This is a genomic window from Mycolicibacterium sp. TUM20985 (assembly GCF_030295745.1).
Lineage (GTDB): Bacteria > Actinomycetota > Actinomycetes > Mycobacteriales > Mycobacteriaceae > Mycobacterium.
Genome location: NZ_AP027291.1, coordinates 271,854 through 291,154 on the forward strand (window position 1 = coordinate 271,854; position 19,301 = coordinate 291,154).

Below are 19,301 nucleotides of genomic sequence, written 5' to 3' on the forward strand. Positions count from 1 at the left end.
GCAGCAACCGTCCACGACGGTTGCCAGCATCAGGCTTCCCGTGAGGTGTGGCAGAAGAGGGTAGGTGGGAATGGCGCCGAGCGACCATGGACTTGGGCAGGGTCTCTACAACCCTGCTTATGAGCACGACTCCTGTGGCGTGGCGATGGTGGCCGACATGCATGGCCGACGCAGCCGCGACATCGTCGACAAGGCCATCACCGCGCTGCTCAACATGGAGCACCGTGGGGCCCAGGGCGCAGAACCGAACACCGGCGACGGCGCCGGGATCCTGCTGCAGGTCCCCGACGACTTCCTCCGCGCGGTAGTCGACTTCGAGCTTCCCGAACCGGGCAGCTACGCCACCGGCATCGCGTTCCTGCCGCAGTCGTCGCGCGATGCGGCCGCGGCGTGCGAGTCGGTGCAAAAGATCGTCGAGGCCGAGGGTCTGACCTTCATCGGCTGGCGCGACGTGCCCATCGACGACTCCTCGCTCGGCGCCCTGGCACGCGACGCGATGCCGACGTTCCGCCAGGCGTTCATCGGCCATGGCGAGGGGGCGAGCGCCGACCCCATGGACCTCGAGCGTCGCGCCTACGTGGTGCGCAAGCGCGCCGAACACGAGCTGGGCACCAAGGGCCCGGGTCAGGACGGGCCGGGGCGCGAAACCGTCTACTTCCCAAGCCTTTCGGGCCAGACGCTGGTCTACAAGGGCATGTTGACCACGCCGCAGCTGAAGGCGTTCTACCTGGACCTGCAGGACGAGCGGCTGACCAGCGCGCTGGGCATCGTGCATTCGCGGTTCTCGACGAATACGTTCCCGTCGTGGCCGCTGGCGCATCCGTTCCGGCGCGTCGCCCACAACGGTGAGATCAACACCGTCACCGGTAACGAGAACTGGATGCGAGCGCGCGAGGCGCTCATCCGGACCGACGTCTTCGGGTCTTACTCCGACGTCGACAAGATCTTCCCGGTCTGCACCCCTGGCGCGTCGGACACCGCCCGCTTCGACGAGGTGCTCGAACTGCTGCATCTCGGCGGCCGCAGCCTGCCCCATGCCGTGCTGATGATGATCCCCGAGGCGTGGGAGCGACACGAGTCGATGGACCCCGCCCGCCGGGCCTTCTACGAGTACCACTCCTCGCTGATGGAGCCGTGGGACGGCCCCGCGGCGGTGTGCTTCACCGATGGCACCGTCATCGGCGCGGTGCTCGACCGCAACGGTCTGCGCCCGTCCCGGATCTGGGTCACAAAGGACGGCCTCGTCGTGATGGCGTCGGAGGCCGGCGTGCTGAACCTGGATCCGTCGACGGTGGTGCGCAAGATGCGCCTGCAGCCCGGTCGCATGTTCCTGGTGGACACCGCGCAGGGCCGCATCGTCTCCGACGAGGAGGTCAAGGCCGAGCTGGCGGCCGAGAAGCCTTACCAGGAATGGCTGGACAAGGGACTGTTCCATCTCGGAGACCTGCCGCCCGGTGACTACGTGCGCATGCCGCACCACCGCGTGGTGATGAGGCAGCAGGCGTTCGGCTTCACCTACGAGGAGCTCAACCTGCTGGTCGCGCCCATGGCGCGCTCCGGGGCCGAGGCTCTCGGCTCGATGGGCACCGACACCCCGGTCGCCGTGCTCTCCGCGCGGCCCCGGATGCTCTACGACTACTTTCAGCAGCTGTTCGCGCAGGTGACCAACCCGCCGCTGGACGCCATCCGCGAAGAGGTCGTGACCAGCCTGCAGGGCACCGTCGGCCCGGAGGGCGACCTGCTGAATCCGAACGCGGACTCGTGCCGCCAGATCGTGTTGTCGAACCCGATCCTGCGCAACGCCGAACTGTCGAAGCTCATCTGCGTCGACCCCGACCACGAGATCCGCGGTCACAAGCACGGGCTGCGCGCGGCGGTCATCCGTTGCCTGTATCCGGTCGCCAGGGGCGGCCAGGGGCTGGGAGAGGCGCTCGCCGACGTCCGCGCGAAGGTGTCGGCCGCCATCCGCGACGGCGCCCGCATCATCGTGCTGTCCGACCGCGAGTCCAACGAGTCGCTCGCGCCGATCCCTTCGCTGCTGAGCGTGTCGGCCGTGCATCACCACCTGGTGCGCGACCGCACCCGCACCCAGGTCGGGCTCGTCGTCGAGGCCGGCGACGCCCGCGAGGTGCACCACATGGCCGCACTCGTGGGCTTCGGAGCCGCTGCCATCAACCCGTACATGGCCTTCGAGTCCATCGAGGACATGGTGGACAGAGGTGTCATCGCCGACATCAGCAGTGATCAGGCCAAGGCCAACTACACCAAGGCCGCGGGCAAGGGCGTGCTGAAGGTGATGTCCAAGATGGGCATCTCGACGCTGGCGTCCTACACCGGCGCGCAGCTGTTCCAAGCGATCGGCATCAGCCAGTCGGTGCTCGACGAGTACTTCACCGGGTTGAACTGCCCGGTCGGCGGCATCGATCTCGACGACATCGCCGCCGACGTCGAGACCCGCCACGCGCTGGCCTATCTGGACCGCCCGGACGAGCGCGCGCATCGCGAGCTCGAGGTCGGCGGCGAGTACCAATGGCGTCGTGAGGGCGAGTATCACCTCTTCAATCCCGACACCGTCTTCAAGCTGCAGCACGCCACGCGCACCGGCCAGTACTCGATCTTCAAGGAGTACACCAAGCTGGTCGACGACCAGAGCGAGCGGTTTGCCTCTCTGCGCGGCCTTTTCAAGTTCCGCGACGATTTCCGCCCGTCGGTGCCGTTGGACGAGGTCGAGTCCGTCGCGGAGATCGTGAAGCGGTTCTCTACGGGCGCAATGAGTTACGGCTCGATCTCGGCCGAAGCCCATGAGACCCTTGCCATCGCGATGAATCGCCTCGGTGGGCGATCGAACTCGGGCGAGGGCGGCGAGTCCGTAGATCGCTTCGACCGCGAACCGAACGGCGACTGGCGCCGCAGTGCCATCAAGCAGGTGGCCTCGGGTCGGTTCGGGGTCACCAGTCACTACCTGACCAATTGCACCGACATCCAGATCAAGATGGCACAGGGAGCGAAACCCGGTGAGGGCGGTCAGCTTCCAGGTCACAAGGTGTACCCGTGGGTCGCCGAGGTGCGGCACTCCACGCCGGGCGTCGGGCTGATCTCGCCGCCCCCGCACCACGACATCTACTCGATCGAGGATCTCGCGCAGCTGATCCACGACCTGAAGAACGCCAATCCCAGTGCGCGCGTGCACGTCAAGCTCGTCTCCGAGAACGGGGTCGGCACGGTTGCCGCAGGCGTGTCCAAGGCGCACGCCGACGTGGTGCTGATCTCAGGCCACGACGGTGGGACCGGCGCTACCCCGCTCACCTCGCAGAAGCATGCTGGCGCCCCTTGGGAACTGGGTCTGGCCGAGACGCAACAAACGTTGCTGCTCAACGGACTTCGCGACCGGATCGTGGTGCAGGTCGACGGCCAGCTGAAGACCGGCCGCGACGTCGTCGTCGCCGCGTTGCTCGGTGGCGAGGAGTTCGGCTTCGCCACCGCACCGCTGGTGGTCGCGGGCTGCATCATGATGCGGGTATGCCACCTCGACACCTGTCCGGTGGGCGTGGCCACGCAGAACCCCCTGCTGCGCGAGCGGTTCAACGGCAAGCCGGAGTTCGTCGAGAACTTCTTCAAGTTCATCGCTGAAGAGGTGCGAGAATTGATGGCGCAGTTGGGCTTCCGCACCGTCAACGAGATGGTCGGGCAGGTGGGGGCGTTGGACACCCAGCGGGCGGCCGAGCATTGGAAGGCCCACAAGCTGGACCTGTCCCCGGTGCTGCACGAACCCGAGTCGGCGTTCATGAACCAGGACCTCTACTGCAGTTCGCGTCAGGACCACGGGCTGGACAAGGCGCTCGACCAGCAGCTCATCGCGCAGTGTCGGGAGGCCCTGGACTCGGCCACGCCGGTGCGGTTCCACACCACGATCGCCAACGTCAATCGGACGGTCGGCACCATGCTCGGCCACGAGCTGACCAAGATCCATGGCGGCCAAGGGCTTCCGGACGGAACCATCGACATCACGTTCGAAGGGTCGGCGGGCAATAGCTTCGGCGCGTTCCTTCCCAAGGGCATCACCCTGCGGGTGTACGGCGACGCCAACGACTACGTCGGCAAGGGCCTGTCTGGCGGACGGATCGTGGTGCGCCCGTCCCAGGACGCCCCCGAGGAGTTCGTGGCAGAGGACAACATCATCGCGGGCAACGTGATCCTCTTCGGCGCCACCAGCGGGCAGGCGTTCCTGCGGGGTCAGGTCGGCGAGCGTTTCGCGGTCCGCAACTCCGGCGCCCATGCCGTGGTGGAGGGCGTCGGTGATCACGGCTGCGAGTACATGACCGGTGGCAAGGTGGCCATCCTGGGGCCCACGGGTCGCAACTTCGCCGCGGGAATGTCCGGCGGCATCGCCTACGTCTACGACCTGCACGGCACGTTGTCCGACAACCTCAACACCGAGATGGTGGAACTCGAGCACCTGGACGACGATGACGTCGACTGGTTGCACGGGATGCTCGTCGCGCAAGTCGATGCGACCGATTCCGCTCCTGCTCAACGCATTCTGTCCGATTGGGAGTCTCAACTGAAGCACTTCGTGAAGGTCATGCCGCGGGACTACCGGTCGGTCCTGGCCGCCATCGCCGAGGCTGAACGAAACGGTGAAGACGTCGACACCGCGATCATGGCGGCGGCTCGTGGCTGATCCGCGCGGCTTCCTGAAGCACACCCACCGCGAGACCCCGCAGCGGCGGCCGGTGCCGCTGCGCTTGCGCGACTGGAAAGAGGTCTACGAGGACTTCTCCCACGACACCCTGCAGGATCAGGCCGCACGGTGCATGGACTGCGGAATCCCGTTCTGCCACAACGGCTGCCCGCTGGGCAACCTGATCCCCGAGTGGAACGACCTGGTGTTCCGGGATCGCTGGCGCGACTCCATCGAGCGGCTGCACGCCACCAACAACTTCCCGGAGTTCACCGGGCGGTTGTGCCCCGCCCCGTGCGAGGCGTCGTGCGTGCTCGGCATCAACCAGGATCCGGTGACCATCAAGCAGGTCGAGGTCGAGATCATCGACAACGCCTTCGCGGAGGGCTGGGTGGTCCCGCTGCCGCCGGATCGCCTCACCGGCAAGAGCGTCGCCGTGGTCGGGTCGGGTCCGGCGGGTCTGGCCGCCGCGCAGCAGCTGACGCGGGCGGGACACGACGTCACCGTCTTCGAGCGCGCCGATCGCATCGGTGGACTGCTGCGGTACGGCATCCCCGAGTTCAAGATGGAGAAGCGCCACATCGACCGTCGCCTCGAGCAGATGGAGGCCGAGGGCACGAAGTTCCGGACCGGGGTGGACGTCGGCGTCGACGTCACGGCGGAGCAGTTGCGCAACGACTTCGATGCCGTGGTGCTGACCGGCGGCGCGACGGACTGGCGGGACCTGCCGATCCCGGGCCGCGAGCTCAGGGGCATCCATCAGGCGATGGAGTACCTGCCCTGGGCCAACCGGGTGCAGCAGGGCGACCCCGTCGTCGGCGATGACGGTGAGCCACCGATCACGGCCAAGGACAAGCGGGTCGTCATCATCGGCGGAGGCGACACGGGTGCCGACTGCCTGGGCACCGCGCACCGTCAGGGTGCGGCCAGCGTGTACCAGTTCGAGATCATGCCGCGGCCGCCCGAGGAGCGGGCGTCCTCGACGCCGTGGCCCACCTACCCGCTGATGTACCGCGTGGCCTCGGCCCACGAGGAGGGCGGCGAGCGCATCTTCTCGGTCAATACGCAGGAGTTCGTCGGCACCGATGGCCACGTGCAGTGCCTCAAGGTGCACGAGGTCGAGATGCAGGACGGCAAGTTCGTCAAGGTCGAGGGCAGTGACTTCGACCTGGACGCCGATCTGGTGCTGTTGGCGATGGGCTTCGTCGGCCCCGAGAAGCCAGGTCTGCTTAGCGATCTTCGGGTGGAGCTCACCGATCGCGGCAACGTCGCGCGCAAGGACGACTTCCAGACGTCGGTGCCCGGCGTGTTCGTGGCCGGTGACATGGGTCGCGGACAGTCGCTCATCGTGTGGGCGATCGCCGAGGGCCGCGCCGCCGCTGCTGGCGTCGACCGGTATCTGATGGGCGAGACGGCGTTGCCTGCGCCGATCAGGCCCACGGCGGCGCCCCAGCGATAGCTCGAACGGGGGCAGCTACTCGATCGGTTCTCGTCGCGAGTGTGCGTTCCCATACGCCGCTGACGGCGAGTCTCGGATGAAACCGCACAGTCGGTGGGGCTGCTGGGGCGCCTGAACGCTTCAGAAACCACACCAGCCACACCAGAAACATCGGACGTTTATTCGGCGCGTCGCATTGTGTTAGCCAGATCGCAGGTGTCTAATGGTGGCCGGGGTTAATGCGCTAGTGTTTCCCCACGGTGAGCCAGTCGAACCGCAGGAGTGAACACCGTGTATACCAACCCGATCGTCAGGTCCCGCATGGGCCGTATGGCCTGGTCACTGCTACGTCACCCCGTCCGGAGTCGTGACTTTCCGGCCAAGCACGAGCGTCTGGTCACTGCCGCCGACCTCGTCAGATATGGCGTCTAGCTCGCCGTTTCCGGATCGAAATCGACCGGCGCGAAAGTTTGCTTAGCCAGCATATCTACGTCGGCGCCAGTTACCGCATCGCGCGCTCGTGACTCCGCAGCGACTCACCGCTCGTGGCATCGAAGAAGTACGTGCGCTCCGGCGGTAGCGACAACCCGATGCGGGTCCCCGGCTCCAACGCCGTGCCCGCCTCGGCTTGCACGACCATCCGGGTGTCACCGTCGACCAGCGCGGTGAGCAGCGCGTGGCTCCCGAGCGGCTCGACGAAGTCGACGCGCGCAGGGACCATGCCGTGGACGCAGGTGGGGTGAAACCGCAGGTGCTCCGGTCGGACGCCGACGGTGACCGGACCGTCCGGCATGGCGACCTCGGTCGTTGGCGTCTCCCCGACAAGGAGCGTCCCGTGCCGAACGACGGCAGGCAACAGGTTCATCGGCGGACTACCCATGAAGGCCGCGACGAAGGTGTTCGCCGGCCGGTTGTAGATGTCGTCGGTCGTGCCGATCTGCTGCACCTCGCCACCCGACATGACGCACAGCCGGTCCCCGAGCGTCATGGCCTCCACCTGGTCGTGGGTGACGTAGATGGACGTGACCGGCAGTTCGCGGTGTAACCGCTTGAGGTCACCGCGCACCTGATTGCGGAGCTTCGCATCGAGATTCGACAAGGGCTCGTCCAGCAGGAAGGCCTGCGGCTTGCGCACCAGTGCGCGTCCCATCGCCACCCGCTGACGCTGCCCGCCCGACAGTTGGCCGGGCTTGCGGTCCAACAGTTCGCCGATCTCGAGCAGGTCGGCCGTCTCGCGGACCCGGCGGTCGATCTCCGCTCGCGGGGTCCGGCGCTGGCGCAGGCCGTAGGCGAGGTTGCGGTACACCGTCATGTGCGGATAGAGAGCATAGTTTTGGAACACCATCGCGATGTCGCGCTCACCGGGCGCCAGGCCGTTGACCACCGAACCGCCGATCCTGATCTCGCCCGACGTCGGCTTGTCCAGGCCGGCGAGCAGACGCAAGGCGGTGCTCTTGCCGCAGCCCGACGGCCCGACCAGGATCAGGAACTCGCCATCGGCAACGGTGAGATTGAGGCCCTTGAGCGCCACGGTGTCACCCGATCGCCCACCCGGATAGCGTCGCACCACGTCTCGAAACTCGACTTCTGCCAATGTCTTTGCTCCTCAACCCTTGATGCCGGTACTGGCGACCGACTGCACGAAGTATCGCTGGGCACCGACGAACACCAGCAGCATCGGTAGCAGGCTCATCACGTTCGCCGCCATCAGCAGTGGCCACTTGACCCGGTGGGCGCCCTGAAAGTAGCTCAGCCCCAGGGGAATCGTCATCTGATCCTGCGAGGTGATGACGATCAAGGGCCACAGGAAGTCGTTCCACGACGTCAGGACGGTCAGCGCCGCCAGGGTCGACATCGCCGGCAATGAGAGCGGAAGCACGATCTTGAACAGCACGCCCAGTCGTGACGTCCCGTCCACGCGGGCGGCCTCCTCCAACTCCACCGGTACCGTCTGAAAGAACTGCCTCAGGAAGAAGATGCCGAATGCCGTCGCCAGATTGGGAAGCATCAACGCGCCGAGGTGATCGATGCCGAGGCCCTGGGCGACGTTGTCACCAAACCACTTGACGATGAGGAACACCGGAATCATCGTCACCTGGAAGGGCACCATCAGCGTGGCCATCAGCGTGACGAACAGAGCGCCACGACCCAGGAACCGGAGGCGGGCAAAGGCGTATCCCGCGAGGCTGCACACGATCAGGTTGCTGACGAGCACCACCGACGTGACGAGCAGGCTGTTGATGAAGAAGTGGCCGAACGGCGCCGCGGCCCACGCCTCGGTGTAGTTCTCGAATCGCGGGCGCTCGGGCAGCAGGACCGGCGGGAAGCGGTTGGTCTCACCCTCGGTCTCCAACGACGTGACCAGCATCCACAGCAGCGGCACGATCAAGATGAAGGTCATCGGGATGAGCACCAGATGCCATGGGCTGAAGGGCAATCGAAGCCGGGGTAGTCGACGGCGGCGCGGCGGTGGCGGCGGCGGTGTGGTGGTGGTCTCGCCCACCGGCAGTCGTGTCGTCGTCACGGCTGGTACGCGTACTTCCTGGCGAGCCGAAACTGCACGGCGGTGATGATCAGGATGACGACGAACAACGCGTACGCCATGGCCGCGGCGTACCCGGCGTCGAAGTGCACGAAGGCGCGGTCCCACAGGTAGTAGACGATGACGGTGGTGGCCCGCAGCGGTCCGCCGCGGGTGGTGGCATACACCTCGTCGAAGAGTTGCAACGCGTTGATGGTCAGCCAGACGAGGAGGAACAGGTTGGCCGGACCGAGCAGTGGCACGGTGATGGTGCGGAAGCGGGTGAACGCGGTCGCGCCGTCGATCATCGCCGCCTCGTGCAACTCGACCGGAACACCCTGCAGCGCAGCGAGGTACACGATCACCGAGAAGCCCGTCCACCCCCAGATCGTCATCGCCACGATCACGAACAGGGCTTGCGACGGCGACGCGAGGAACGGCTGGGATGGCACCCCGACGGCGTTGAGGCCGGCATTGACCAAGCCGTAGTCACGGTCGGTCAGCCACAGGAAGATGATTCCCTGCGAGATGGTCGACACCGCCATGGTGATGTAGGCGGCCGTGCGGTACACCGAGATGAAGCGCACCGACCGGTTCATTGCCGCGGCAACGAGCAGGCCGACGATCATGGTGCCGGGAACGAACAGCGCCGTGTAGACGATGGTGTGCTTGATCGCCTCCACGAAGACGGGGTCCTGAGCCAGCTTTCGATAGTTCTCGAGACCCACCCACGGTGTCTGCGGTCGAAGCAGATCCGACTTCTGGAACGACAACTGCAGCGACATGAATACCGGCAGCAGGCCGAAGATGCCGATCAGCACCGCCGCGGGACTCGCCAGTGCCCACCCCGCTGCGGTATCCGAGCGGCCAAGTCGTCGCAGCAGTGCCGGCACGTCGCGGGTTACTTCTCGGCCAGTGCGGCGTCAGCGGCCTGGGCGGCGGCGTTCAGTGCGTCCGCGGGCTGATCCTTGCCGAGCATGACCGACACGATGGCCTGCCCCAGCGCCTCGGACACGTCGGGGTACTTCTCGACGGTGGGCCTGACCTTCTCCACGTTGGACAGGTTCTCGACGAAGGTCGCCGTGCCCGGCACGTTCTCGTTCAGTTTGGTGAGCACGGACTGATCCTGGCCCACCGAGGTGCGGATGGGTAGATCCCCGGTCCCCAACGAGAATGCCTTGACCTGCTCGGGCGCCGACAGCCACTTGACGAAGTCGACGGCGGCACGCTTCTTCTCGTCGCCGTTGTCGAAGACCACCCAGTTGTCCGGGCCTGCGATCGTCTGATGGCCGCCGTCGGATCCGGCGAAGGTGGGCATCACCTGCACGCCGTAGGAGATGTCGGGAAGCTGGCTAAGATCCCACGGTCCGGTGATGAGCATGGCGACCTTGCCGCTGTTCATCAGCTTGGGTCCGTTCTCGTTGGTCGTGTCGAGATACAGCGACTTGTCGGTCACCGCCATCTGCTGCAGGACCGTCAGGGCCTTGACACCGGCCGGTGAGTTGAACGCGGCGTGTTCGTCGTCCGGGGTGAGAATGTCGCCGCCGGCCTCCCAAAGCATCGGAAGGTAGTGCCAGACGGTGTCCTCGCTGCCGTCGGCGGGAATCAGCCAGCCGTACTGGCCCTTCGACGGATCGGTCAGCTTCGCGGCCGCCGCCCGGAAGTCGTCCCACGTCCAGTTCGGCGTCGGGGGTGCGACTCCCGCATCGGCGAACAGCTTCTCGTTGTAGACGATCGCCAGATTGTCCACCAGGGCGGGCACGCCGACGACCTTGTCGCCCACCGTGGCGGCCTCGCGTTCGGCGGGATAGAAGTCGTCCCACTTCCAATCGGGCTGCGACACCTCGTCGGCCATGTCGACGACCTGCGGTATCTGGGCGATGTTGGGTGACCACGAGCCGAACATGTAGGCGACGTCGGGTGCGCTGCCGCCTCGCACGGCGGTCAGGACCTTCTGCAGCACCAGGTCGTTGCTGGAGTACAGCTCGCTGACCTTCACGTCGGGGTGGTCCTTGTTGTACTGGTCGATCAGGCCCTTGAAGACCTCACCCTCGGTGTCCTGGTAGCCGTGCCACACCGCGATCTCGGTCGGGCCGGATGGTGCGGAGTCTCCGCCGCCGCACCCCGTCATGACGAAGGCGAGGATGGCGGCCAATGCAATACAGAGCCGTGATCGGATCATTGCGGACACTCCTTGTTCGGTTCTCATGGCACGAGCGTGGTTCGGAGCGCTTCGGGCAGGAGATCGCCGTGCGCGATCGTCAGGTCGTCGCACAGATCCCAGATCTGATCGACGGTCAGGGTGGCGGCGGTATTCGGGTCGACCATGGCCGCCGCGCGCACCAGGCGGGGATCGCCGTCGACGGCGGCGCGGACCGCGAGCTCGACCGGGTTGAGGAAGCCCCGGTTCAACGCAGCACACTGCGGCGGAAGGTCGCCCACCTTCGTGGGGTGGGCGCCGAGGGCGTCGAGCAGGGTGGGCACTTCGACGGCCACCCCGTCGGGCAGGTTGGTGATCAGGCCGTCGTTGACGACGTTGGCGGAGATGACGCGTGGCGTCCCCGTCTCGAACGAGTGGATCACCTGCGGGGCGTACTCCGTGGACTCGGTGTCGATGCCCAGGGTCTCGGTCCCGGCGAGTTCGGAACGGACCCTTGCGTACTCGGCGAGGTTGGCCTCGCTGATCCGGACGTAGGCGCCGACGTCGAGCCGCAACCGCTCGACCTCACCGGGGTGGCGCAGATACCACGGAACGTACTCGCTCGAGTGCTCGCTGGTCTCGGTCGGGTAGTAGCCGAGCCTGCGGTACATGTCCACCCTGACCCGTCGGCGGAGTTCCGGATCGGCGGAGATGCGTTGATCCAGAAGCGGATACAGGTTCTGACCGCCCCGCTCCCAGCGCAGTACCCAGGCCTGGTGATTGACCCCGGCCGACCAGTAGGACACCTCGTCGAACGGGACGTCGATGAGCTCGCACAACCCCACCATGGTCCAGTGCACCGAGTGACACAGCCCGAGGACCTTCAGCTTCGGTGCGACGTGCCGCAGGTAGGTGACGTTCATGGCCATCGGGTTGGTGTAGTTGAGCAGCCACGCGTCGGGACACACCTCCTGCATGTCCGCGGCGATTCCGGCGAGGACGGGGAACGTCCGCAGGCCGCGGAAGATGCCGCCGATGCCGATCGTGTCGCCGATGGTCTGATGCAGGTCGTACTTCTCGGGAATCTCGAAGTCGCGCAACGTCGCCGCGTGCATGCCGACCTGGATGACGTTGATGACGTAGTCGGCGCCGGCGAGCGCGCGCCGGCGGTCGGCGTGCACGACCACCTCGGGTTGGGCCCCCGCCGCGCTCGCGGTGGCCCGTGCGATCGCCTCGGCCGTCTCGAGGCGTTCGGGATTGATGTCATGGAGCACCACGCGAACCGAGGTCAGTTCGGGAAACGAGAAGATGTCCCCGAGCAGCTCGCGGGTGAACTCGACGCTGCCCGCGCCGATGATGACGATCGTTGGCTTCACGTGCGGCTCTTGGTTTCGGCGGGGGTCGGGTCGAGCACCGCTTCGGTCAGTGCCTCGCCCCGCTTCTCGTCGCTGTACACCATGAGAGTCGAGCCGACCAGGGCCAGCACGATGCCCGCCGCCCCGTAGGGAGTGGGCAGGGTCTGGTAGGCGATCAGCGAGATGATGACGGTGAGCGCAGGCGCGAGTGCGTTCGTCGTCGGGGCCACGATGGAGGCCTTACCCCTAGCGAGGGCCATCAAGAGGAAGAGTGCACCGATCGCGTTGAGCACCTGGGTGCCTGCGGTCAATGCCGGTGCCTGCCAGGGGAAGTCGGTGGGGATACCACCCAGGGAGATCAACGCAACGGGAATGAGTAGCAGCCCACTGATCGTCATCCATCCGAATGTCGTCGCCTCGTTGACGCCGATGGTCGCGGTCTTGCGCATGAAGTACGCCTGCACGCCCCAGGCCACGCAGATCAGGATCGCCAGCAGCAGCCACGGACCCGACGAGCCCTCGGATTCACCACCGGTGATGGTGAACAACACGATGGCTGCCAGCGCCAAGACGAGGCCGACGACTGCCAGCGGTGCAAGTCGTTCGCGCAGCAGCACCATCGCCATCACCACGGTGATCACGGGAGAGATCGAGATGATCGGGAAGATGAGGTAGGCCGGACCCATCGTCAGCGCCTGGAAGAGGAGGAGTTGGCCACCGGCTCCCGTGAGCCCGATCAGCAGGCCGTAGATCGTTGCGGCCGGGCGTCGGTCCCAGCGTTGGCCGCGAAGTACGAACACCGCAGGAATGATCATCGTCAGCGCCCAGATGCAGTAGATCATCTCGTCGGGGTAGCCGTACTTCGTCGCGGGGAGTGCCGAGAAGGCACCCCACACACCCCAGAACAGGATGAGCAGCGTCGCGTAGAAGATCCAACTGCGGGTATGCCCAGTGGCTTGGGTATCGGTCATGGTGTCCTCACCTCTTTGAAAGTCTCGGTGTCGGCGGCAAGCCGACTAACGGATGCGTGGCTGAGCGGCTCGCCCCGATGCTTGGCGGCGTACAGCGCGGCGCCCACGGCGGGATCGAGCAACGGGCGTTGCAGGTCGTACTTGGCCGGCAGCCCGTTCAGTGCGGTGACGAAGAGTTCCCGGAAGGCGTCGTCGGAGAACATCCCGCCCGAGTAGGACACCGGCACGACCTCGGCCTCGGTGAAGCCGATCAGCGATCGGGTGGTATCGACCAGCGTGACGAGTTCGGCTGCGGCAGAGCGGAGAATGTCAGAGGCGACGCCGTCCCCCTTGCGGGCGGCTTGGCAGACCGTCGTAGCGAGCGCGGCGACCGAGGTGCGATTGCCGCTCCACGTGTCGATCACCAGGCTGACCACGTCGAGGTCGCCGGTGAGCTGCAACCGTTCCTTCAGCAGGGTGTAGAGCGGGCCGCGGTCCAGCCGGCCATCGCTCATCCGACTGAAGGCGTTGAGACCCTGCGTGGCAATCCAATACGCCGATCCCTCGTCGCCGAACAGCTCACCCCAACCGCCGGCGCGGTGTCCCTTGCCCTGGCGCTCGCCATAGGTCATGGAGCCGGTACCGCTGATGACGTTGATACCGTCCTCGCCAGCGAGCGAACCCGCCCAGCCGCAGACCATGTCGTTGTCGCAGCTGTACCGGTCGTGGCCGAGGACCCGACTCGGAACGGCGTCGAGCTTCGCCACGTCACCGCTGGCCTCGCCGTATCCAGGAAGGCCGAAGAAGGCCGCCGTGATCTCCGACGGGTCGATGTCCGCCTGTCCGCAGACCTCCGCGATGCCCTGCGCCAGAGCAGCTTCCACCACGTCGAAGTTGGAGTTGAAGTAGTACGACGGTGGCGCCTTGGCACGAGCCAGGACGTGACCGGCGGAGTCGATGAGGGCGAACGCGGTCTTCGACCCGCCTCCGTCGACGCCCAGGTATGTCTTCGCGGAAGCGGTCATCGTGGCTCCATCGGATGAATGGTGACGCCCTTGACGACCCTGCTGACTTCGCCCGACGGGAACGGGTTGTCGGGTGTCTTGCGGTATTCCAACGAGGTGAACAGCGCCAGGTACTGGGCGAACACCAGGTAGGACAGCGCGACCATGGCGTCGTCGAGCCCCTCGAGTCCGGGGAGGACGACGGCGGGACCGAGGTGGGCCGGAATGGGTTCGGTGCTGAGGACGGTTACAGCGTCCTCACCGAGTTGGGTGCGGAGCTCCGCGACGATGTCGAGGTCGTAGAGGCGGGTGTGGGGATCGTTGGAGAGGTAGACGATCACCAGCGTGTCCGCGTCGAGGACCGACTTGGGGCCGTGGCGGAACCCCAGGGGGGAGTCGAAGTACGTCACCACTTCACCGGCGGTCAACTCGAGCAGTTTGAGGGCCGACTCCTGGGCCAGCCCCTGCAGGGAACCGCTGCCGAGATAGACGAACCGTTGCTTCTTCCGTCGGGCCAGCGCCCGGATGTCCCGTTGGAGGTCCACCACGTGCTGGGCGGCGGCGGCGAGGGCGTCCCCGTCGCGGGGCTCGGCAGGTCCCAGTAGGAGCAGGCAGGACAACAACATCGACGTCAGGCTCGACGTCATCGCGAAGCCGACGTCGTTGGTGCGCTCCGGCATGTAGACGACCAACGAGTTCTCGCGGTCGGCGTGAGCGCGCCCCAGCTTCCCGTCGCGGTCGCAGGTGAGGACGAGATGCCAGACTTCGTCTATCAGTTCGTCGGCCAGTGCGGTGGTCGCGAGGCTCTCGGGGCTGTTGCCGGACCGCCCGAATGAGACTAGGAGCGTGGGGGTGTGGCGCTCGAGGTAGTCGAGGGGGTTGGCGACGATGTCGGTGGTCGCGACGGCATCGACGCGTCGGTCGAGGTGGCGGCGCAGGGCCGGTGCGGCAATGTCGCCGGCGAACGCCGAGCTACCCGCACCGGTCAGGACGATCCGAAGATCTGGCCGGGCGACGAGCGCGCCGAGGAAGTCGGCGGCCTGCCGGTCTGTGCGCCCGGCGACCTCGCGCCAGGCGTCGGGCTGCTGTCCGATTTCGAGAATCGTTGCGCCGCCCTCTTCTTGGGCGGGAACTCGTGCGCTAGTCATCGGCTGCTCCAGTAGTCGAGTCGGGTCGTTCGCGGTCGGTGGTCTGACATGCCCGGGCGTATGGCCGCAGGACGTCGCGGATGCGGTCCATGACCAGGTCCTGGGCGACGGGCGCTACCAGGCCGGCCCGGATCCGGTCGTACTGTTGGGGCAGGAACTGGCTGATCAGGGGCAGCGGGATACCGGTGCGGTCGAGGTTGTCCAGCAGGGTTCGCCTGGCGGCGTCGACCTCGTCGTCGGCCCAGTAGTAGCGCAGGCGATCGCTGTAGCTGTACCGGCGAGCGGTCCGCTGTGCCCGCGGGTCACCGTGGTAGTAGTCCTGCCAGTATCCGGGTTCGGCCAGCATCCTGCGTTCGACGACCTCGATCAGGTTCGACCGCGAGGTGCGTGCGACGAGCTCCGACTCGATCATGGCCAGGGCGAAGAGCGCTTCCCGCATCGCGAACGTCAAGGCCGGGCCCACCTTGAGGATCGCCCAGTGATCCTCGACGAGCTCCCGAAGATGTTGGGGCCGTTGATAATCGGTGGAGTGCGCTTCGAAGACGAGGCCGTCCTCGGCGTCGAGCACGTGGCGTAATTCGTCGGTGGCTGCGCGGTCGTAGTCGATCACGTTGAGGTGATCGAACTCGACGCCGGGTTGGACCACCAGCGCGATGACGCGGGGCCAGGCGTACGCGAGCCCGAGTTCGTCGAAGGCGGCCCGGTGCGCGGCGATGGTCCGGCGCGCCCGGTCGGCCGGTGTCGGTACGAGGTGCTCGAGGGTCTCGTGGGCGCCGCCGGGGACGGGCACCTCGGTCCCGATGACGTATACCGGTCCGTCGGAGCCGATTTCGTGCGCGGTGTTCTCCGCGACGCGCATCAGCCGGGCGGACCTACTGGCGACGACCTCGTCGGGGAGGACGGTGGGATCGTCGGCACACGACATGCTGCAGTCCAGATGGATCTTGGCGTACCCCGCCTCGACGTAGGCGGCGACGAGGACCTCGGCCTTCTGCATTGCCGCAGAGGACGATTCATGCTGCCAGCGGTTGGGTCCGAGGTGGTCACCGCCGAGGACGATGCGGTCGCGGCCGAACCCGCGGTCGTCGGCGATGCGGTGCACCAGATCGCGGAACTCCGGCGGGCGCAGCCCGGTGTAACCGCCGAACTGATCGACCTGATTCGATGTGGCCTCGATGAGGACGTAGTCACCGTCGGTCGCCGCCTGAACGATGGCGGCCTCGAGCACGGTCGGATGTGCCGAGCACACCGAGTAGATGCCGGTCGGCTCACCGGCTTCGTGGCGGGCGATCGTGTCGGCCAGCCAGTCGACGCGCGGAAGCGTGTGCGTGGTTCGAGTCATCGGGATTCCCGTTCTCCAGCGGCGACGACCGGCAGCGCGACGGTGCGACACAGGTCGGCGACGGTGTCCGCAATGGCGTCTCGCGCGGCGGCCAGGGGCTTGCGCGGATCGTTGGCGGTGGAATCGACGGCGAGCGCGGCGCGCAGTGCGGCGGTGTAGGCCACGTTGAGTGCGGTCCCGACGTTGATCTTCCGGATGCCGGCGCCGACGGCACCGCGGAGTTGGTCGTCGGATACGCCCGAAGAACCGTGCAGCACGAGAGGTGTCCTGACGGCTGCTGCGAGGCGCCCGATCAACTCGACGTCGAGTTCGGCGTCGCGAGTGGTCATTGCATGTGTGCTGCCCACCGCAACGGCCAGGCCGTCGACCTCCGTCGCGCCGGCGTAGGCGGCCGCCTCGTCGGGATCGGTCCGGACGCCGGCGGCATGCGCCCCCAGGGTCTGCCCGTCCTTGCCGCCGATTTCGCCGAGCTCGGCCTCCACCCACAGCCCGGCGCGGTGCCCGTGCTCGACGAACGCGCGAGTCCGATCCACGTTGTCGCCGTAGGGCAGGTGTGCCGCGTCGACCATGATCGAGCTGACGCCGAGTCGGGCTGCGGAATCGATGGCTTCGGTGATGAGCGCGCCGTCCTGGAAATGGTCGAGATGGATCGCCAGTGGAACCGAGGACCGTGCGGCGATCTGCGCGCAGGCGGACACCAGCGGCGCGATTCGGCCGCCATGGAAGCGGACCGTGTTCTCGCTGACCTGCAGAATGGCGGGGATGCCGGCACGTTCCGCTCCCTCGGCGATGCCCTCGGCGTGCTCGATGGTCACGACGTTGAAGGCGAGCACCGCGGTGCTCTCGGCGACGGCCGCGGCGATCAGGTCGGCGGTCGCGGCACTGCTCACGAGGTCACCCGTGGATGTGGGTGTGACGTGGGGAACATTCTTCGAGCATGAGAAGCTCACTCAAAGCGCGCAACACAAACGGGCAAAACGATCAGTAAAACTGATCGGGCAATCGCCGTTCCAGGGAGTGTCAGCAATGTCGATCAAGCGCAATGACCGGTTGCGTGCGGTGCTGTCGCTACTGCGCGACCGTGGCGAAGTCGCGTCCCAGGTGCTCTGCACCGAGCTCGGCGTCTCGGTCGCCACGCTGCGCCGCGATCTGAATGAACTCGAGGAGCAGGGGCTGCTGGTCCGGACCCACGGCGGTGCCCGCGCCCTCGATCCGAGCGGCAGCGAGATCCCGGTGCGCCTGCGCGATCATCGGATGGTCGCCATCAAGCGCCGGATCGCCCACCATGCAGCCGCGTTGGTGCCGGCGGGTCCGCAAGCCGTCGCGCTGACCGGCGGCGTCACGACCGGCGAGGTCGCCCGATCACTCAAGGGACGGCCCAACATGACGATCGTGACGAACTCGCTGACGATCGCCGCCGACTGCGCGGTGGATGCGCACATGAAGGTGATCGCGACGGGCGGGTTGGTGCGGGCCAACACCCTCGAGGCCGTCGGCCCCATGTCGGAGCACGCATTCCAGGTGATCACCGTCGGCACTGCGGTGCTGGGAGCCGACGGGATGTCCGCCGAGATCGGCGCCACCACGTTCGACGAGGCGGAGGCCCGCACCGCCATCGCCATGGCGGCGAATGCCCAACGCGTCGTCGTCGCCGTCGACGGTTCGAAGATCGGGAAGGTCACCCTCGCAAAGATGGTGCCACTCAGTGAAATTCACCATTTGGTGACCGACTCGACCGCCAATCCTCAACAGCTGGAACGCATCGCGGCTGCCGGTGTCCACGTCCACGTGGTCACGGTCGACGACGACGCGTGAACGCCGTGGTTCAGGGCGTGCCCTGCAACCCCGAATCGCGAATGGCCTCGGCCAGCGGTTCCAGCACGGCGGGGTCGTACGGCGGCGGCAGGTAGATGATCGCCAGGTCCAGTCCCTCCGCGCCGAGCGCGACGCAGTCTTCGACGAGCTTGCGGTAGTCGCGGTCCTCGCCGAGTCGGACGTGGGCCGAGAGGGTGATCTCCTTGGGATCGCGGCCGATGTCCTTGCAGCGGGCCGCCAGCACGTCGCGCTTCTGCGCGAACTCCGCAGGCGTGCCGCCGACGAAGTTCCAATGATCGGCGTACTTGGCGGTGAGGGGCAGCGTCCGCTTCTCGCCGCTGCCGCCGATGCAGATCGGCGGGTGCGGCTGCTGCGGGCCCTTTGGTTCGTTGCGGGCGTCCTTGAGCTGGTAGTACTTGCCGTCGAAGGTCGTCGACTCCTTGGTGAGCAGGCTGGTCAACACTTCGCAGGCCTCCTCGAAGCGGTCGAAACGCTCCCTGATGGTGCCCAGCTCGATGCCGTAGGCCCCGGACTCCTCCTCGTTCCAGCCGGCGCCGATGCCGAGTTCGAGGCGGCCGTTCGAGACGACGTCGAGGGCTGATGCCATGTTGGCCAGGACGGCGGGATGGCGGTAGTGGATGCCGGTGACGAGCACGCCGACGCGCAGACGCTTGGTGGCCTGCGCCAGCGCGGTCAGCGTGATCCACCCCTCCAGGCATGGGCCCGAGGAGTCGGAGAAGATCGGATAGAAGTGGTCGAATGTCCAGCCGGACTCGTAGACGTCGATGTCGTCAGCGGTCTGCCAGATGGGCAGCATCTCCGACCAGGTGGTGTTCTGCGGGGAGGTCTTGAAGGCGAATCGCACTCTATTCAGCCTAGACCCGTCCGCTGGGGGTCGTCGATGAGT

At 66.7% G+C, this 19,301-nt stretch carries 14 protein-coding genes; 3 read left to right on the plus strand and 11 right to left on the minus strand.

The genetic code is table 11. The annotated features are described in order from the left end of the window. Positions 1 to 70: 70 nt before the first annotated feature. Together gltB and QUE68_RS01285 are read left to right on the plus strand one after the other, a co-directional pair. The gene (gene gltB, locus QUE68_RS01280) at positions 71 to 4,681 is read left to right on the plus strand and encodes a glutamate synthase large subunit (protein WP_286275033.1); all 4,611 of its coding nucleotides are present in this window, start codon (positions 71 to 73) and stop codon (positions 4,679 to 4,681) included. Then, complete coding sequence (locus QUE68_RS01285) at positions 4,674 to 6,140, plus strand: glutamate synthase subunit beta (RefSeq protein WP_286275034.1); 1,467 nt, start codon at positions 4,674 to 4,676, stop codon at positions 6,138 to 6,140. Before gltB ends, QUE68_RS01285 begins: the two co-directional genes overlap by 8 nt. A 481-nt stretch (positions 6,141 to 6,621) precedes the next feature. Here the strand turns inward: QUE68_RS01285 and QUE68_RS01290 are convergent, their stop codons facing one another. Genes QUE68_RS01290 through QUE68_RS01335 form a run of 10 tightly spaced genes read right to left on the minus strand, consistent with a single transcriptional unit; the run spans position 6,622 to position 17,469 of the window. Then, positions 6,622 to 7,713, minus strand: coding sequence for an ABC transporter ATP-binding protein (locus tag QUE68_RS01290; RefSeq protein WP_286275035.1), 1,092 nt, complete (start codon positions 7,711 to 7,713; stop codon positions 6,622 to 6,624). 12 nt (positions 7,714 to 7,725) lie between these two features. After that, entirely contained in the window at positions 7,726 to 8,643 is a 918-nt protein-coding gene (locus QUE68_RS01295; RefSeq protein WP_286275036.1) for a carbohydrate ABC transporter permease, read from the minus strand. Then, complete coding sequence (locus QUE68_RS01300; protein ID WP_284224151.1) at positions 8,640 to 9,533, minus strand: carbohydrate ABC transporter permease; 894 nt, start codon at positions 9,531 to 9,533, stop codon at positions 8,640 to 8,642. The genes QUE68_RS01295 and QUE68_RS01300 overlap by 4 nt, the downstream gene beginning before the upstream one ends. 8 nt (positions 9,534 to 9,541) lie before the next feature. Next, a complete protein-coding gene (locus tag QUE68_RS01305) occupies positions 9,542 to 10,822 on the minus strand; it encodes an ABC transporter substrate-binding protein (protein WP_284232208.1) in 1,281 nt (426 codons plus the stop codon). Positions 10,823 to 10,845: 23 nt separating this feature from the next. Beyond that, the gene (gene melA, locus QUE68_RS01310; RefSeq protein WP_284232210.1) at positions 10,846 to 12,156 is read right to left on the minus strand and encodes an alpha-galactosidase; all 1,311 of its coding nucleotides are present in this window, start codon (positions 12,154 to 12,156) and stop codon (positions 10,846 to 10,848) included. After that, positions 12,153 to 13,106 (minus strand): DMT family transporter, encoded by a 954-nt coding sequence (locus QUE68_RS01315; protein WP_284232211.1) that lies wholly within the window; start codon positions 13,104 to 13,106, stop codon positions 12,153 to 12,155. The genes melA and QUE68_RS01315 overlap by 4 nt, the downstream gene beginning before the upstream one ends. Then, on the minus strand, positions 13,103 to 14,110 hold the full coding sequence (locus tag QUE68_RS01320; RefSeq protein WP_284232213.1) for an N-acetylglucosamine kinase: 1,008 nt from the start codon (positions 14,108 to 14,110) through the stop codon (positions 13,103 to 13,105). The genes QUE68_RS01315 and QUE68_RS01320 overlap by 4 nt, the downstream gene beginning before the upstream one ends. Next, on the minus strand, positions 14,107 to 15,237 hold the full coding sequence (locus tag QUE68_RS01325) for an SIS domain-containing protein (RefSeq protein ID WP_284232214.1): 1,131 nt from the start codon (positions 15,235 to 15,237) through the stop codon (positions 14,107 to 14,109). The genes QUE68_RS01320 and QUE68_RS01325 overlap by 4 nt, the downstream gene beginning before the upstream one ends. Next, positions 15,230 to 16,579 carry a D-tagatose-bisphosphate aldolase, class II, non-catalytic subunit gene (locus QUE68_RS01330; RefSeq protein WP_284232215.1) on the minus strand — a complete coding sequence of 450 codons (1,350 nt, stop codon included), beginning with the start codon at positions 16,577 to 16,579 and terminating at the stop codon, positions 15,230 to 15,232. The genes QUE68_RS01325 and QUE68_RS01330 overlap by 8 nt, the downstream gene beginning before the upstream one ends. After that, positions 16,576 to 17,469: a class II fructose-bisphosphate aldolase gene (locus QUE68_RS01335; protein ID WP_284232216.1), complete on the minus strand. Its 894-nt coding sequence runs from the start codon at positions 17,467 to 17,469 to the stop codon at positions 16,576 to 16,578. The genes QUE68_RS01330 and QUE68_RS01335 overlap by 4 nt, the downstream gene beginning before the upstream one ends. Positions 17,470 to 17,605: 136 nt before the next feature. Here QUE68_RS01335 and QUE68_RS01340 point away from each other — a divergent pair, with 136 nt between their 5' ends. Continuing rightward, positions 17,606 to 18,394, plus strand: coding sequence for a DeoR/GlpR family DNA-binding transcription regulator (locus QUE68_RS01340; RefSeq protein WP_284224159.1), 789 nt, complete (start codon positions 17,606 to 17,608; stop codon positions 18,392 to 18,394). A 10-nt stretch (positions 18,395 to 18,404) separates the two neighbouring features. Here QUE68_RS01340 and QUE68_RS01345 read toward each other — a convergent pair whose 3' ends face one another. Then, positions 18,405 to 19,259, minus strand: coding sequence for a TIGR03560 family F420-dependent LLM class oxidoreductase (locus tag QUE68_RS01345; RefSeq protein WP_284232217.1), 855 nt, complete (start codon positions 19,257 to 19,259; stop codon positions 18,405 to 18,407). Positions 19,260 to 19,301 lie beyond the last annotated feature (42 nt).

Excerpts from the sequence above, each read along its gene's own strand:
- QUE68_RS01320 (WP_284232213.1), bottom strand. The coding sequence starts at position 14,110 with ATGACCGCTTCCGCGAAGACATACCTGGGCGTCGACGGAGGCGGGTCG.
- QUE68_RS01340 (WP_284224159.1), top strand. The coding sequence starts at position 17,606 with ATGTCGATCAAGCGCAATGACCGGTTGCGTGCGGTGCTGTCGCTACTG.
- QUE68_RS01305 (WP_284232208.1), bottom strand. The coding sequence starts at position 10,822 with ATGATCCGATCACGGCTCTGTATTGCATTGGCCGCCATCCTCGCCTTC.
- QUE68_RS01330 (WP_284232215.1), bottom strand. The coding sequence starts at position 16,579 with ATGACTCGAACCACGCACACGCTTCCGCGCGTCGACTGGCTGGCCGAC.
- QUE68_RS01325 (WP_284232214.1), bottom strand. The coding sequence starts at position 15,237 with ATGACTAGCGCACGAGTTCCCGCCCAAGAAGAGGGCGGCGCAACGATT.
- gltB (WP_286275033.1), top strand. The coding sequence starts at position 71 with ATGGCGCCGAGCGACCATGGACTTGGGCAGGGTCTCTACAACCCTGCT.
- QUE68_RS01315 (WP_284232211.1), bottom strand. The coding sequence starts at position 13,106 with ATGACCGATACCCAAGCCACTGGGCATACCCGCAGTTGGATCTTCTAC.